At 70.3% G+C, this 14,840-nt stretch carries 17 protein-coding genes; 6 read left to right on the top strand and 11 right to left on the bottom strand.

Translation table 11 applies throughout. The features are described from left to right. Nucleotides 1–25: 25 nt before the first annotated feature. From IEY88_RS14895 to IEY88_RS14880, 4 genes are read right to left on the bottom strand one after another with little or no spacing between them, the layout of a single operon-like run. Nucleotides 26–802 (bottom strand): arylamine N-acetyltransferase family protein, encoded by a 777-nt coding sequence (locus tag IEY88_RS14895; RefSeq protein WP_189155271.1) that lies wholly within the window; start codon nt 800–802, stop codon nt 26–28. Then, a complete protein-coding gene (locus IEY88_RS14890; protein WP_229693391.1) occupies nt 780–1,289 on the bottom strand; it encodes a GNAT family N-acetyltransferase in 510 nt (169 codons plus the stop codon). Before IEY88_RS14890 ends, IEY88_RS14895 begins: the two co-directional genes overlap by 23 nt. 40 nt (nt 1,290–1,329) lie before the next feature. Next, the gene (locus IEY88_RS14885) at nt 1,330–2,586 is read right to left on the bottom strand and encodes a hypothetical protein (protein WP_189155270.1); all 1,257 of its coding nucleotides are present in this window, start codon (nt 2,584–2,586) and stop codon (nt 1,330–1,332) included. After that, nucleotides 2,583–3,161: an RNA polymerase sigma factor gene (locus IEY88_RS14880; RefSeq protein ID WP_189155269.1), complete on the bottom strand. Its 579-nt coding sequence runs from the start codon at nt 3,159–3,161 to the stop codon at nt 2,583–2,585. The genes IEY88_RS14885 and IEY88_RS14880 overlap by 4 nt, the downstream gene beginning before the upstream one ends. Nucleotides 3,162–3,274: 113 nt before the next feature. On the opposite strand from IEY88_RS14880, the gene IEY88_RS14875 reads away from it, so the two are divergent. Both IEY88_RS14875 and IEY88_RS14870 read left to right on the top strand, forming a co-directional pair. Then, nucleotides 3,275–3,523, top strand: a complete 249-nt coding sequence (locus tag IEY88_RS14875; RefSeq protein ID WP_189155268.1) for a hypothetical protein — start codon at nt 3,275–3,277, stop codon at nt 3,521–3,523. A 493-nt stretch (nt 3,524–4,016) separates the two neighbouring features. Further along, nucleotides 4,017–4,748: an SDR family oxidoreductase gene (locus IEY88_RS14870; RefSeq protein ID WP_189155267.1), complete on the top strand. Its 732-nt coding sequence runs from the start codon at nt 4,017–4,019 to the stop codon at nt 4,746–4,748. Here the strand turns inward: IEY88_RS14870 and IEY88_RS14865 are convergent. Beyond that, on the bottom strand, nt 4,730–5,233 hold the full coding sequence (locus IEY88_RS14865; protein WP_189155266.1) for a DUF2087 domain-containing protein: 504 nt from the start codon (nt 5,231–5,233) through the stop codon (nt 4,730–4,732). The genes IEY88_RS14870 and IEY88_RS14865 overlap by 19 nt on opposite strands. 71 nt (nt 5,234–5,304) lie before the next feature. After that, nucleotides 5,305–5,781, bottom strand: coding sequence for a hypothetical protein (locus tag IEY88_RS14860; RefSeq protein ID WP_189155265.1), 477 nt, complete (start codon nt 5,779–5,781; stop codon nt 5,305–5,307). Nucleotides 5,782–5,829: 48 nt separating this feature from the next. Between IEY88_RS14860 and IEY88_RS14855 the strand changes: the two genes are divergently transcribed. After that, complete coding sequence (locus IEY88_RS14855) at nt 5,830–6,798, top strand: helix-turn-helix transcriptional regulator (RefSeq protein ID WP_189155264.1); 969 nt, start codon at nt 5,830–5,832, stop codon at nt 6,796–6,798. Here the strand turns inward: IEY88_RS14855 and IEY88_RS14850 are convergent. Genes IEY88_RS14850 through IEY88_RS14830 form a run of 5 tightly spaced genes read right to left on the bottom strand, consistent with a single transcriptional unit; the run spans nt 6,786 to nt 11,738 of the window. Then, nucleotides 6,786–7,529: a DUF3626 domain-containing protein gene (locus IEY88_RS14850; RefSeq protein ID WP_189155263.1), complete on the bottom strand. Its 744-nt coding sequence runs from the start codon at nt 7,527–7,529 to the stop codon at nt 6,786–6,788. The two genes, IEY88_RS14855 and IEY88_RS14850, sit on opposite strands and share 13 nt — an antisense overlap. Next, nucleotides 7,522–8,136, bottom strand: coding sequence for a DUF2238 domain-containing protein (locus tag IEY88_RS14845; RefSeq protein ID WP_229693389.1), 615 nt, complete (start codon nt 8,134–8,136; stop codon nt 7,522–7,524). Before IEY88_RS14845 ends, IEY88_RS14850 begins: the two co-directional genes overlap by 8 nt. Continuing rightward, nucleotides 8,126–8,644 (bottom strand): sugar O-acetyltransferase, encoded by a 519-nt coding sequence (locus IEY88_RS14840; RefSeq protein WP_189155445.1) that lies wholly within the window; start codon nt 8,642–8,644, stop codon nt 8,126–8,128. The genes IEY88_RS14845 and IEY88_RS14840 overlap by 11 nt, the downstream gene beginning before the upstream one ends. 17 nt (nt 8,645–8,661) lie before the next feature. After that, a complete protein-coding gene (locus IEY88_RS14835; RefSeq protein WP_189155262.1) occupies nt 8,662–9,420 on the bottom strand; it encodes an SWIM zinc finger family protein in 759 nt (252 codons plus the stop codon). Next, nucleotides 9,420–11,738 carry a DEAD/DEAH box helicase gene (locus IEY88_RS14830; RefSeq protein ID WP_189155261.1) on the bottom strand — a complete coding sequence of 773 codons (2,319 nt, stop codon included), beginning with the start codon at nt 11,736–11,738 and terminating at the stop codon, nt 9,420–9,422. Before IEY88_RS14830 ends, IEY88_RS14835 begins: the two co-directional genes overlap by 1 nt. A gap of 41 nt (nt 11,739–11,779) precedes the next feature. Here IEY88_RS14830 and IEY88_RS14825 point away from each other — a divergent pair, with 41 nt between their 5' ends. The 3 genes from IEY88_RS14825 (at nt 11,780) to IEY88_RS14815 (ending at nt 14,837) form a co-directional block, all read left to right on the top strand. Further along, complete coding sequence (locus IEY88_RS14825) at nt 11,780–12,535, top strand: TetR/AcrR family transcriptional regulator (RefSeq protein WP_229693387.1); 756 nt, start codon at nt 11,780–11,782, stop codon at nt 12,533–12,535. Nucleotides 12,536–12,642: 107 nt separating this feature from the next. Then, the gene (locus IEY88_RS14820; RefSeq protein WP_189155260.1) at nt 12,643–13,884 is read left to right on the top strand and encodes a GlnX family signal transduction membrane protein; all 1,242 of its coding nucleotides are present in this window, start codon (nt 12,643–12,645) and stop codon (nt 13,882–13,884) included. Then, the gene (locus IEY88_RS14815) at nt 13,881–14,837 is read left to right on the top strand and encodes a glutamate ABC transporter substrate-binding protein (protein WP_189155259.1); all 957 of its coding nucleotides are present in this window, start codon (nt 13,881–13,883) and stop codon (nt 14,835–14,837) included. Before IEY88_RS14820 ends, IEY88_RS14815 begins: the two co-directional genes overlap by 4 nt. Nucleotides 14,838–14,840: the final 3 nt, after the last annotated feature.

The following is a 14,840-nucleotide window of genomic DNA, read 5'->3' as shown; positions in this document are numbered from 1 at the left end:
CGAATTGCGATCCCTGCACCTGGTACTACGAACGGGCGTCCGATTCTGTTCCCAAGGTTGAGCTGATGTGACTCAGCTCCCTGTCGGTAAGCGTGATGTCCAGTGATTCCAGCGTTTTCCCGAGGTCGTCCACCTGAGAATTCTCAGGTTTCTCCCCCGCGCGTTCCACGGTGAACTCGGTGCCGACCAGACGGCGGCTCAGCCCCGGTTCCAGACGCATGGCGACGAGCTGGCGACTGAACGGCGACCGTTCGTGCGTGGCGACGTAGTAGTTGGCCGCCATGTAGTCGACAGGGCGTTGCTCGATACCGGTCTCGAACGCGTGCTGCAGGTCCCAGCCGTCCGGCGATTGCTTCTCCAGCACCCAGCGGCCGTCCTCGCGGCGCAGGCGGTGCGGCCACCCGGCCTGGTCCACGACCGCGCCGTCGACCAGCGGCATCGGGTGCAGCATCCCGGCACCGAACCCGACGTCGACGAGCTGGTCGTCGACGATGGACACGAAGTGCGTGCGCGGCCCGGTCATCACGCGGCTCATCTGCCGGCTGACGGTGTGGCCGAGACGTTCCAGCACGGCCGTGAAGAGCAGCTGGTGCTCGTAGCAATAGCCGCCGCGGCGCCGTCCGAGCATCTTGTCCTGGATGTCGCCGAGGTCGAGTGACGGCACGTGGCCGAGCATCACGTCGATGTTCTCGAACGGAATGGCGCGCACATGCGCTTCGTGCAACTCCGTCAGCGAACTCGACGCCGACGCCCCCGTACGCGCGAAGTACGCGCCCAAATCAACCGAGTCGGTCTGCCACATGCGGTTCCCCCTGAGCTCGCTGCCATTCCTCCTTTGTCAGCGCGTACTCGACCTCTCCGTATTCCGAGCCGGGCAACGGTTCGGGGAAATCGACGTGGAACGTGCGGACGTGCCGCAGCCCGCACTTCTCCATCACCCGCCGCGACCCGGCGTTGACGAACATCGTCGTGGCGACGACCCGCCGCACACCGCCGACGGTGAAACCGCGTTCGATCAGGGCTTTCCCGCCCTCGGTGGCGTAACCGAGCCCCCAGCACGCGCGGTGCAGCCGGTAGCCGAGCTCGACCTCGCCGGTGCCCTTGAACTCGAACCAGCCGGCGAACCGGCCGCTCGCCTTCTCGAACGCCGCGTGAAAGCTCTCGCCGAGGTAGTTCTCGACCGGCGCCGGGTCGAGGTACCGCATGACCTCGGGATCGGCGTGCAGCTCGCGCAGCGCGTCCACGTCGGACGGCCCGACAGGGCGCAGCGTCAGTCGTTCCGTTTCCACGCGGAGATCGTGCCGCACTCGCGCGAGCTGCCCCACCTGTTTACGACGGGTTCTGCGGTGTGATCGTCTCCAGGACCTTCCCGGTGGCGTCGCGGACGACCACGCGTGCCTCGGGGTGGCGGTCGAGCAGCTTCGCCGCGAGCACGAACGTGCCGTTGCCGATCGTGGCGGGCACGTCGGCCGCACCGGGGCTGGTGTAGGTGATGGAGGCGACGCGGGGGTCGAGCACCAGTCCGGTCGCCGCGGCACTGGTGCTGCCGCCGTCGTAGTACTCCCCCTGCTCGTTGACCTTGTACGGCTTGAAGTCGTAGTACGCCAGCATTCCCGCGATCGTCGTACCGCGGTACTCGCCCAGGTCGTCGAGGTCCATCACCGTGCCGGGTGTCGGGTCGTTGTCGGAGTCGCGGCAGTAGAGCAGCAGGCCGCCGAACCGGCCGGTGACGAGCGTGTCGGTGGCGCTGACCTTGACCGTGAGTCCGTGCGCGAACTGGTCGGGGTCGGGGACCGCCCGGTTCTTCAGGCAGGCGCCGAACCGCGCGGCCTCGGGGGTGTCACGTGCGGCGGGCGGCAGCGGCCGGTCGACGACGGACGCGGTGGGCTTCGGGACGCCGCGCACGGCGAACTCCTCGCCGTCGACCAGGGCCTTGGTGCCGTTCTCCGCCTTCTGGAACCCGCTGGGCGCGAGGAAGAGGCCGTCGACCAGCGCGGGGATCGTGTTGCTCTGCGCGGAGTCGGCTATCTGGGACAGGCTCAGGATCCTGATGTCCGACGAGACCAGGCCCGCCATCGTGCCGCTCGGCGTGGTGAACAGGATCTCCACCTGACGCCGGCCCTCGAGCACGGCCGGGTCCGGCACGGAGATGGTCGTCGTGGTGGCGGTGTTCGCGCAGAAGAACACACCTGCGGGCACCCGGAACGCGCTGAGGACGGTGCCGTTCTTGTTGCTGGTCGCCAGCGGCGTCCACTCGGCGGCGGGCGGGTGCTCCTTCGCGGCGGCGGCGCACCGGGCCAGCGCCCCTGGGGCGACCTTGCCGGTCTCGACGTGGTTGACGATCTTGCGGTCCTTGCCGACGAACTCGCCGTTGTGCTGCATCGGCGGGGCCGCGACGTCGGCCGGGCTGCCGAGCAGGGCCTGGCTCGCGAAGACGGCGCCCGCGGCGAGCACGCTGACGCCGGCGGCGATCAGCAGCGGCCTGCCGGTGCGGGCGGCCGGGCTCATACCTTCGGAGAGCCGCTGCCGGGCGCGCATGCGGACGTCGTCGGGCAGGGGGCGGTGGTCGGGCATCTGGTCGATCACGGGGTGTCCTCGGGGGTCAGGTCGCGCAGGCGGGCGCGGGTGCGGGAGACGCGGGCGCGGACGCTCGACTCGGTGATGCGCAGCAGCGCGGCGGCGTCGGCGGTGGACACGTCGCCGAGAAGGCAGAGCTGGGCGATCTCGCGTTCGGACGCGGGCAGCTTCGCGATGGCGGCGACGACCGCGGCGAGGCGGCGTTGCGCGTCGGTGCGGGCGGCGACCTCGTCGGCGTGGTCGCGTTCGTCCTGCGGGGTCAGTCTCGCGACCAGGCGCAGGGCCCTGCGCGAGGCACGCCATTCGGTGCGAGCGCGGTTCGCCGTGACCGTGTAGAGCCAGGGCAGTGCCGAATCGCGCACCAGCTGGGCCTCGCCGCGTTTTCGCCACGCCGTCAGGAACGTCGCGGAGAGCAGGTCCTCGGCCTGCGACCAGGAGGCCGTCAGGCGGTAGGCGTAGTTCCAGACCGCTTCCGCGTGGCGTTCGAACAGCTCGGTGAACGCGGCGTGGTCGCCTTCCGCGATCTGCTCCCAGAGGCGCGTGTCGGGCGGCCCGACGTTCGCGCGCTCGGTCGTCTCAGTCATCACACTCCGCCTGGGGCCGTCACGGCTCAGTGTGCTGCGTGACGTGCGTCACCGGGCGGTGGGGAGCTGCCCCTCATTCGAGGCGTGAATGACACCGATGGCAAGATCGTGGGGTGCCGATCGAGCAGCAGCAGCCCGGCAATGTCGAGGCGGAGACCCAGGTGTTCGCGAAGATCACGACCCCGCAACTGGAGGCGGTGACGATCCCCGGCGTGGCCCCGGCGACGCCCGTTCCCCCCGTGGCGGCCCCTCCGCCGGTCGTACCCGCGGCCGCCACCGCGGCGTCCGCGTCGAAGTCCAAGTCGCTGACCCGGCGGTTGGCCCGCCGGATCCTCGGCCCGACCTTGATGACGAAGAGATAGGCCCTGCGACGACTACCGGTCGGGGACCTGACCCAGGCCTCCGCAGACCCGGCAGGCGGTCCGGTCCTCGTTGAGCCCAGAACCAAGGCAACGGCTGCACTCCTTCACAGAAGAACAGTGTCCGCTTCTACTGGGAGTGGGGGCAGCCGCCAAGCAGGGACCGTCCCGGCAATAATGGGTGACCCCCATCGTTCACGCTCGGTGATCAGGCGCGGGTGGACGGTCCGGCTGGAATCTCGTTGGCACGTGCGACATTGCCTGCGACGATGCCCTTGCTCTCCCCGTGCGGCAGCCTCCACCAACCGGAGCAGCCGCGCGGGCACGGGTGCGACATCTCGTGCAGCACCAGCCCTTCCGGACCGGGAACGGGTTGTTGCCACGACATGGTCCCGGACCCCGCGCACAGCAGGCAGGTGTCCTCTTCGCACTCCACACCTGTAAGTACTCCACACGGGACACTTCGGGCAATCGCTGGATCGAGGGGAGATCACCGATGGCGGTCGCGGTCGTGACGGGAGCGGGTTCCGGGGTGGGACGCGCGGCGGCGCGCACCCTGCTGGCGGCCGGGTTCGAGGTGGCGCTGGCGGGCCGGCGCGAGGACGCGCTGGCCGAGACCGGAGAGGGCTTCCCCGACTCCGCCCTCGTCGTGCCCACGGATGTGTCGCGTGAGGACTCGGTCGTCGCGTTGTTCGAGGCGGTCGTCGCGCGCTTCGGCCGTGTCGACGTGTTGTTCAACAACGCCGGGATGAACGTGCGCGCGACACCGGTCGAGGAGTTCTCGTTGAGCGCGTGGGAGAAGGTCGTCGGGGTGAACCTCACGGGCGCGTTCCTGTGCGCTCGGGAGGCTTTCAAGGTGATGAAGACGCACGGCGGTGGCCGGATCATCAACAACGGATCGATCTCGGCGTCCGTGCCGCGCCCGCACGCGGTGGCCTACAACGCGACCAAGCACGCGATGACCGGGCTGACGAAGTCGTTGTCACTGGAGGGCCGTGCGTTCGGCATCGCGTGCGGGCAGATCGACATCGGCAACGCCGCTACGGAGATGACCGAGCGGATGGGCGCCGGTGTGCTGCAGGCGAACTTCGAGGTCCGGGCGGAGCCGACGTTCGACGTGCAGCACGTGGCCGACGCCGTGCTCTACCAGGCTCGGTTGCCGCTCAACGCCAACGTGCAGTTCATGACGGTGATGGCGACGGCCATGCCTTACATAGGCAGGGGTTGAGCCTGGTACATGCCGCCGCCGCGCTCGAGCAGACCGAAATCGACGAGGTAGCGGCGGATGGTGACGTGGTCGACCTCTCCCCCGTCGCACCACGTCTTGAGCAGCTCGTTGACCTCGGTCTCGTCGTAGTAGGTCCGCGCGGTGAACGCGTGCGCGGCGACGTGCTCGAGGATCTTGCGGCGCCGCTCGGGGGCGACCGGCAGTGAGATGAGCTTCTCGCCCCTGATGAACGGCGCGAGCCCGTCTGCCGGCATCGCGTCGGTGAGTGTCGCGGCGAGCGGCTTGAGGTCGGCCGGCCTGGCCGGTTCCCCTTCGACCAGCCCGGCCTCGCGCAGCTTGACCAGCGCGGTGCCGGCGTCCTTGACCTTCAGCCCGGAGGCGGCGGCGACGTCGGCCAGGGTGCCCGCGCCGAGGACGACGGCGGCGAAGGCCCGCAGCCTCGTGGGTTCGGCCAGGGCGCGCACGACGGCTTCCGGTGTGGTCATGTCTGCGAACCTAACGCCGCCGTCCACCCGTTTTCAGGATCAGCGGGCGGGTGATCCCTGCCAGTCCTCGCTCACCGGCCCACCAGGCCCTCGGCCATGACGTCGCCGAGGTAGGCCTCGAAGTCCGGTGTGCCGGGCTTGAGCACGTGCCGCACCCACGCCGTGCGCTCGTGGGCCAGCGGCGGCAGCTCCCAGACGCAGCCGATGAGGTCCTTGGGGATGACGGTGAAGTGCGTGAGGTCGGGGTCGGTCGAGCCGAGGAACGGCTGGTCGCCGGACACGGCGGTGCGGCAGTGCAGGACGTTGTCCCAGACCCAGTTGTAGGCGTTGAGGTACATGCCGGCCTGGCTGCGGTGCAGGACCGTCACCGTGGCGGGCGGGGTCGGGTCCTCGAAGTCCGGGTAGATCTTCGGCAGGAACGCGTAGGCGGCCTCGCGGATGTCGTCGGTGATCTCCAGGCCCGGGGTGACGACCTCGTAGCGCTTGACGTGCCTGCCCGCGACGACCAGCGGTTTCCTGACCGTCAGCTGCTTCTCGTAGAAAGCCATGCGTCGAACATATGAACTAACCCTGACAGGGTGTGTCAGTGTGTCCGCGTGCGCGCGAGTCGATTGGTGTCGTTGCTGCTCCTGCTGCAGACGAAGGGCCGGATGACGGCGCAGGCGCTGGCCGACGAGCTGGAGGTCTCGGTCCGCACCATCTACCGCGACGTCGACTCGCTGCACGCGGCGGGCGTGCCGCTCTACGGCGACGCGGGCCCGTCCGGCGGCTACCAGCTGCTCGACGGCTACCGCACCCGGCTGACGGGCCTGACCGAGCAGGAGGCGGAGTCACTGTTCCTCGCGGGCATGCCGGGCCCTGCCGCGGACCTGGGCCTGGGCGACGCGGTGTCGGCGGCACAGCTCAAGCTGATGGCGGCGTTGCCGTCGCCGATGCGCGACCGGGCCTCGCGGATGGCCACGCGGTTCCACCTCGACGCACCCGCCTGGTACTACGACCCGGAACGCTCGCCGTTCCTGGAACTGGTGGCGGACGCGGTGTGGCGCGAGCGCCTGCTGGAGGTGAGCTACCGGCGGTGGCGTTCACCGGAGGAGGTGACGCGCGTGCTGCGACCGCTGGGCCTCGTGCTGAAGGCAGGGCGCTGGTACCTGGTGGCCCTGGGGTCGTCGCGGATCTCGACGTACCGGGTGTCGCAGATGCAGGCGGTCACCGTGCTCGACGAGTCCTTCACGCGGCCAGCGGGCTTCGACCTGGCGGCGCACTGGGCGGCGTCGCTGGAGGAGTTCCAGGCGCGGCAGTACACGGGCGTCGCGGTCATCCGGTTGTCGGCTCGCGGCTGGGAGATGTTCTCGAACCACGTGCTGCCCGTCGTGGCGCGGGCGGCGGAGCAGTCCGTGGTGGAGGAGGACGGCTTCTTCGTGGTGACGATCCCGATCGAGTCTCTCGGGCACGCGGCGGGCATGTTGCTGCGGCTGGGCGGTGAGGTCGAGGTGCTGGAGCCCGCGGAGTTGCGGGAGCAGGTGACGGCGGCTGTGCGGCGGCTGGCGTCGATCTACCTGGGGTGACCGAACCGGGCGAGGTGGTGCCAGAGGTGTTTGACGACCTGGGGGTTGGCGTCGGTGTTGTCGAGCAGGTCTGGGGTGATGAGGCCGTCGCGGGCCAGCTCGAGTCCCAGTTCGACGGACTCGGGTGTGCGGTAGTCGCGGTGGCGCAGCAGGTCCTGTGTGGACAGCCGGAAGCCGGGGTGCCGTTCGACCGGGCACGGCAGGTCGACCTCGGGGAAGGTCGGGTCCAGCACCACGGCTTCGACGTCGGCGAGGGTGATGGGGCCGTGGACGTGGGCCTCGACGTAGTTGTCGAGCGGGTCAAGGCTGTCGTCCTCGGTCAGGGCGAAGTGCCGGGCGGTGCCGAAGTCGACGGGCTCGAAGACGCTGTCCGGGTAGCAGAACGTCGTGCGGTCCAGCACCTCCTCACGAAGGCGCAGGTGAGCGGAGCCGAAGCGGGGCGCACCGCCGTACGACAGCCGACGGTGGTTGAGCGCGCCGTATTTCGGCCGGTCCGAGGGTGTCGCGTGGTCGTAGGCGCCACCGAACAGGCGGCTCTCCCAGTCGCAGCGGGCGCCGCCAAGTCCTCCGTTGCTGGTGCCGGTCTCGAACTGGGAGCGGTAGACACCGTCGCGCACGAGACTGTCGAGCACTCCGCGTCCAGGGTGGAAGTTCAGCGTGACACGGAGGTCTCGTGACAGCGGTCCGCCGACAGACAGGCTGTCAACGTGCGCGATGGCCAGCTCAAACACGTGCGAGCTCCCGGTCGTGCACCCGCCCCAGCACCACCTGCGCGACCAGCGCCCCCAGCAGCGCCATGAACATGTCCCACTGCGTGTCCCAAACGTCGCCCTGGGTGCCGAGGAACTCGTCCGCGCCCGAGCCGGCGACCACCGCCGCCAGCCACTCACCCATCTCGTAGGTCGCGCTGAACGCCAGACACACGCACACGACGAGGAAGAACACCCACCCGCCGGGCCGCACGACACCCCGTCGCAGCAGGATCTCGCGGGCGAGCACCGCCGGCACAAAACCCTGCACGAAGTGGGCGAAGCGGTCGTAGTGGTTGCGCGCCAGGTCGAACCAGTCCTGCACCCAGAACCCGGCAGGCACCCGCGCGTAGGTGTAGTGGCCGCCCAGGATCAGCACGAGTGCGTGCAGGAAGATCAGCCGGTACAGCAGCGGCGTCAGCCGGAACCGCCGGTAGGTCGAGACCAGCAGCACCCCGCCGATCACGACGGGCGCCACCTCCAGGTACCAGGTCGAGCGTGAGTGGGGCGAGATCCCGGACGCGATCAGCGCGACGACGGTCAGGCCGAGCAGGACCAGTGGTTCGACGGCGCGTTTGTCATAGCTCACGGATCACCTTGCAGGGGTTGCCGACGGCGAGCACGCGCGGCGGGATGTCGCGCGTGACGACGCTACCGGCTCCGATGACCGAGTTGTCGCCGATCGTGACGCCGGCGCAGACGATGACGCCGCCGCCGAGCCACACGTTGTTCCCGATGGTGATGGGGGCGGCGGATTCGAACCGCTGGCGGCGGGCCTCGTGGTCCTCGATGGGGTGCAGGGCGGTGAGGAGCTGGGCGCGGGGGCCGATGGAGACGTCGTCGCCGATGGTGATGGTGGCGCAGTCCATCAGGATGGCGTCGTAGTTGAGGAAGCTGTTGGAGCCCATGTGGATCTGGTAGCCGTAGTCGCACTGGAACCGCGGCATGACCCACGAGCCTTCGCCGAGGGAGCCGAAGAGTTCGGTGATGACCTCGCCGGAGCGGGTGGCGTTGAACTCGTCGACCAGCGTCTGGCAGCGCAGGCGTTCGGCGACGAGTTCGGGGTCGGAGTCCTTGTAGAGTTCGCCGGTCATCATCTTCTGCTTTTCGGTGATCACTCTTCGAGAGTGCCCGAACTCAGCAGTGCGCGGGCGCGGGAGGCGGCGATCTCCATCAGTGCCACGACGTCCGCGGCGGCGAAGCCGGGTGGCGGTTCGACCGCGAGCACCACAGGTGTGGTGGCCGGAAGTGCGGGACGGGCAGGGAGTTGACCTGCGTCTTCGACGGAAACCACCACAGGTGTTCTGGTTCCGACGGGGCCGGCGACGCGCTGGCGCAGGGCGTCGAGGAGTTCCTGTTCCGGTTTTCCTTTGAGCAGCAGCAGTATGAACGGGTCTGCGTCGAGCAGCCACCCGACTTGCAGTGCCAGGGCGGCGGCGTGGCGGCACGGGGAGTCCCAGCCGTCGCAGTCGCACTCTCCCTCCAGGTCGCCGATGCCCGGCAGCAGGTCCACTCCGGACTCCTCGGCGGCGAGGACGAGGTCGCGGGGCATGTCGTTGTCCAGCAGGGCGGCGATGTGGCCCGCGTGCTCGGCGACGCGGTCGAGGAACCGTCCCCATTGGACTTCCGAGAGCACCGGGACGCGCACGGTGGTGCTGTAGACGGTGTCGTCGTCGTGGACCTGGGCGTGCAGGAGGCCTGGGCTGACGGTGATCGGGCCGACGACGCCGGCGTGGGCGTAGCGGCGGGCGAGGCGGATCAGGCCGGTGTCGAGCGCGGTGTCGGACAGGGCCTTCACCCACGCCTTGCCCCACCACGTGGTGGAGACGCGGCGACTGACCTTCGGGAACGCGGCGAATCCGCGTGCGGTCACTACGAGCTCCTCAGTGCCACGAGTTCGGCGAGTTCAGCGTCGGTGAGTTCGGTGAACGCGGACTCCCCGCCGTGCAGCACGGCGTCGGCGAGGTCGCGCTTGTCCTGCAGGAGCGCGGCGATGCGTTCCTCGACGGTGCCCTCGGTGACGAGCTTGTGCACCTGGACGGGCCTGGTCTGGCCGATGCGGTAGGCGCGGTCGGTGGCCTGGTCCTCGACGGCGGGGTTCCACCAGCGGTCGAAGTGGATGACGTGGTCGGCGCGGGTGAGGTTGAGGCCGGTACCGGCGGCTTTGAGCGACAACAGGAAAACGCGCGCGCGGCCGTTCTGGAAGTCGTCGACCATCCGCTCGCGTTGCGGGATCGGGGTGCCGCCGTGCAGGAACCGGGTGGGCTGCTTGATGTGCTGTTCCAGCAGCCGGGCCATGCCGACGTACTGGGTGAAGATCAGCGCGGAGCCGTCCTCGGCGACGATGGTGTCCAGCAGTTCGTCGAGCAGGTCGAGCTTGCCGGAGGGGCCCTGCAGCGTGGGGTGGCCCAGGTAGTGCGACGGGTGGTTGCAGATCTGCTTGAGCCCGGTGAGCAGCTTGAGCACGAGCCCGCGCCGCGCGATGCCGTCACTCGACGCGATCTGGTCGAGGATCTCGCGGGTGAGCGCCTCGTAGAGCGCGGCCTGTTCGGTGGACAGCGAGATGTAGCGGTCGGTCTCGGTCTTGGCGGGCAGTTCGGGGGCGACGCCGGGGTCGGACTTGCGGCGGCGCAGCAGGAACGGCCGCACGACCTTGGCGAGGGTGTCGTCGGGTTCGGGCCAGCGGGCCCGGAACGCGCGGTGCGTGCCGAGCAGACCCGGTGTCGTCCAGTCCAGGATGGACCACAGCTCCGACAGCGAGTTCTCCACAGGCGTGCCGGACAGCGCGACGCGGGCGGCGGCGGGGATGGAGCGCAGTGCCTTGGCGGTGCCGGAGTGCGGGTTCTTGACGTGCTGGGCCTCGTCGGCGACGACCATGCCCCACGGGTGTTCGCGCAACGCCTCGGCGTCCAGGCGCATGGTGCCGTAGGTGGTGAGCACGACGCCTTCGGAGGCGAGGGTCCGTTGTGGACCGTGGTAGCGGCTGACGGGTGTGCCGGGGGCGAAGCGGTGGATCTCGCGTTCCCAGTTGCCGAGCAGCGACGCCGGGCACACCACGAGCGTGGGCTGGTCGTGGCCGCGGTGCAGGTGCAGGGCGATGAGAGTGATGGTCTTGCCCAGGCCCATGTCGTCGGCGAGGCAGGCGCCGAGCCCGAGGCCGGTCATGTGGGCGAGCCAGCGCAGTCCGTGCAGCTGGTAGTCGCGCAGCCGCGCCTGCAACGCGGCGGGCTGGTCGAACTCCGGGACGGTCGTGATCGCCGCGGCGAGGTGGTGCGGGACGACGTCGACGCGTTCGCCGTCGATGATCGCCACGCCGGTCAGCGCGGCGGTGACGGCCTGGGCGGCGGTGATCGGCTTGAGCCGGCGGCGGACCTTGCGGCGCAGGCCTGGGTCGACGAGCACCCACTGGTCGCGCAGCCGCACGACCGGCCGCGACGCCTCGGCGACGAGGTCCATCTCGGCCTCGGTCAGTTCGGTGTCGCCCAGGGCGAGCCGCCAGTCGAACGTGAGCAGGTCGCCGGCCTGGAACGTGCCGCTGTGCTCGCCGATGACGGCCTTCGCGGACAGGTTGGTGGCGAGCTCGCGCGGCCAGTGGACCTCGATGCCGGTGGCGAGCAGCTCGCCGACCTCGTCGTCGGTGAGCTCGGCCTGGTCGAGCAGGCGCTGCAACGGCGGCCAGTCGACACGGGCCATGGCCCTGATGGCGTCGAGCTCGCGGCCGGAGCCCCGCACGTCGCGCGGGTAGGGGTCGGTGACGGCGCGGACCTGCACGATCGCCCGGAACCGCAGGTCCTCGGTCGTCTCGATGCGCAGCGACAGCGTGATCTGCTCGTCGGCCCACGCCTTGAGCCCGGAGACGTCGCAGGGTTCCATCCCGGCGAACGGCCCGGTGCCGGTACGGGGCAGCGTGTCGGCGACGGCGTCGAGGAACCCGCGCAACGACTCGTAGTCGCCGTGCGCGGCGAGCTGGCGCAGGTGCAGCTCGTCGGCGTGGTCGAGCGGCCCGATCCGCCAGGTGTCGTGCCCGGCGGCCGTCACGCCCGGCACGATCCGCCCGCGCGCGACGAGGCTCAGCGCGGTCGCGGCGGCGACCGACCAGTAACCGTCGCCGGACAGCACCTCGGGTAAGGCCTCCAGCAGGGGTTTTCCGTCGAACTGGCCGAATCTGGGCGGGTCGGCAGGCACGAACATACTCTGTACCGTACACGATACGGTACGGTAGTGTCGGGCTCGTGATCGAACACACGGGCAGCGGTGACCCGGCGCGGACGCTGGCGTTGCTGTGGCGCACCCAGGAACGCGTGTCGCGCAAGGGCAAGCCGGACCTGAGCGTGGACCGGATCGTGCGGGCGGGCATCGAGCTGGCCGACTCCGACGGCCTCAAGGCGCTGTCGATGCGGCGCGTGGCGGAGTCGCTGGGCGTCGGGACGATGTCGCTCTACACCTACGTGCCGGGCAAGGGCGAGCTGATCGACGTCATGGTCGACACGGTGCAGGCCACGACCGGCCGTGAGACGGCGCAGGGCTGGCGGGCGCACCTCACCTACGTGGCGCGGGAGAACCTGGCGCTCTACCGGCGGCATCCGTGGTTGCTGCAGGTGGCGCCGTCGCGCACGGTGCTGGGCCCGCAGGTGGCGGCGAAGTACGACTTCGAGCTGCGCGGCCTGGACGGCATCGGCCTGTCGGACGTGGAGATGGACTCGGTGCTGGAGCTGGTGCTCGGGCACGTGCAGAACTCGGCGCGGGGGCTGACGGCGGCCGCGGTGACCGAGAAGGAGACGGGGCTGACCGACCAGCAGTGGTGGGACGCGGCGGCTCCGTTCCTGATGACGGTGTTCGACCCGGCCCGCTACCCGGTGGCCGCACGGGTCGGCGGTGCTGTCGGGGAGGCGCACCAGAGCGCGTTCAGCCCGGAGCACTCGTTCGAGTTCGGGTTGGAGATGCTCCTGGACGGCGTGGGGCGGTTGATCGAGTCGCGGGCGCTGTAACACCTGGGTGACGCTTGCCGCCATGCGTCGTTAGTTTCCACGCGGGGTCATCGAGGTGCCTACAGTTACGCGACGCCGATCAACTTCGCCGTTCGGGAGGCCCGCTCGTGGTGATCGACTCGCAGCCGCGGCAGGCGCTGGTGCGCCGCGTCACCGGTCTGGCGCGGTCGACCCCGGGCCGGCTGAGCCTGATCGCCGTGGTGCTGGTCGTGGCGGCCCTGGCGAGCGGGTGGCTCTCGACGTGGAGCGTGAACCGGCAGGAGCGGGCGCTGGAGGACCTGGCGACGCGGTCCGAGCCCCTCGCGCACGCGGCGCAGGAGGTCTACCGGGCGTTGCAGGACGCCGACGCGACGGCGGCGAGCGCGTTCCTGTCCGGCGGGCTGGAGCCCTCCCAGCTGCGGGAACGCTACGAGGCGGACATCGCGCAGGCGCAGGCGGCGCTGTCGGTCGCGACGGCCTCCTCCCCCGATCTCACGGCGACGCTCGCGGCGCAGCTGCCGGTGTACACGGGATTGATCGAGACGGCGCGCACGAACAACCGGCAGGGTTTCCCGGTGGGCGCGGCGTACCTGCGGGAGGCGTCGGGGCTGATGCGCACGCAGCTGCTGCCCGCGGCGCAGGAGCTGTACCGGGCGGAGACCGACCGGGTGGCGCGTGCGCAGGACGAGGCGAACTTCCCGGTCGTGTCGGCGCTGGTGGCGCTGGCGTTCGTGATCGCGCTGGTGCTGATCCAGCGGTACCTGACCCGCAGGACGAACCGGCTGCTCAACGTCGGCCTGCTGGTGGCCACGGGGGCGGCGGCGCTGTCGCTGTTGTGGGTGACGACGGTGTCGGTGCTGGTCATGAACGACGTGGCGGACTCGCGGACGGCCTCGCAGAAGGTCGACGTGCTGGCGCAGGCGCGGATCGCGACGCTGACCGCGCGGGGCGAGGAGACGCTGACACTGGTCGCGCGGGGTGCGGGCCAGTCCTACGAGAAGAACTTCGTCGAGGTCTCCGAACGCCTCGAAGGCCTGCTGGACCGGGCCAAGGCGCTGGACAGCACGGAGGCCGTGGACGCGGCGACGCAGCACTTCCGGCAGTGGCAGGAGGTGCACCAACGCATCCGCGAGGCCGATGACGCCGGGCAGTACAACGAGGCGGTGGCGTTGATCGGCAACCCGCACTTCGACTCGCTGGACCAGGCGCTGGTGCGGGCGATCGGTGAGGCGCGGCAGGACTTCAGCGACGAGGTGGCGGTGGCGCGGGCGTCGCTGGCGGGCACGGCGGTGGGGGTGCTGGTGCTCGCGCTGATCAGCGCGGCGGGCTCGACGGCGGGGCTGTGGCAGCGACTCAAGGAGTACCGATGAGGCGACTGGCACTGGCGGGGTTGCTGCTGCTCGGCGCGTGTTCGGCCGGGCCGGCGCCGAGTGAGGTGGTGCCGCGCAGCGCCGCGGCCCCGCAGCCGGCGAACGCGAGCACGGTGTCGGCGGCGCCCAGCAGCGCGGCGGGCGCGCCTCCGTCGTGCGACGCGACGGCGAGCCTGCGGCCGGGCCCGTTGCCGGCGGCGGGTCAGATGCCCGCGGGCTCGACGATGGAGAAGATCCAGCAACGTGGCCGGTTGATCGCCGGGGTGGACCAGAACACGTACCTGATGGGGTTCCGCAACTCGTTCACCGGCGAGATCGAGGGCTTCGACGTCGACGTGGCGCGCCAGATCGCGAAGGCCGTGTTCGGTGACGAGAAGAAGGTCCAGTTCAAGGTCGTCACGGCCGCGGAGCGCATCCCGATGCTGCAGAGCGGCGCGGTCGACGTCGTGGTCCGCACGATGACGATCACCTGCGAGCGGCTCGAGAGCGTCGCGTTCTCGCAGGTCTACTACCAGGCCGGGCAACGGGTGCTGGTGCGCCGCAACTCCGGGATCACCGGCGTGGAGGGGCTCGGGGACAAGCGGGTGTGCGTGGCGTCGGGGTCGACGTCGCTGGGCAACGTGGTGGGCCGCGCGAAGACGACGGTGAGCGTGCCGAACTGGACGGACTGCCTGGTGATGCTGCAGCAGGGGCAGACGGACGCGATCTCGACCGACGACACGATCCTCGCGGGGCTGGCGGCGCAGGACCCGTACACCGAGGTCGTGGGGGCGCGATTCACCGACGAGTCGTACGGGGTCGGGATCCCGAAGGGGCAGGACGACCTGGTCCGGTTCGTCAACGGTGTGCTGGAGCGGATGCGCGCGGACGGCACGTGGGGCGGGATCTACGGGCGGTGGCTCACGCCGCTGGGCCCGGCACCGTCGCCGCCGGCCGCGCGTTATCGGGACTGAAGG

This window comes from Lentzea pudingi (genome assembly GCF_014646255.1).
Lineage (GTDB): Bacteria > Actinomycetota > Actinomycetes > Mycobacteriales > Pseudonocardiaceae > Lentzea > Lentzea pudingi.
The sequence above is the reverse complement of the archived record's forward strand: the minus strand, read 5'-3'. Positions and strand labels throughout refer to the sequence as shown.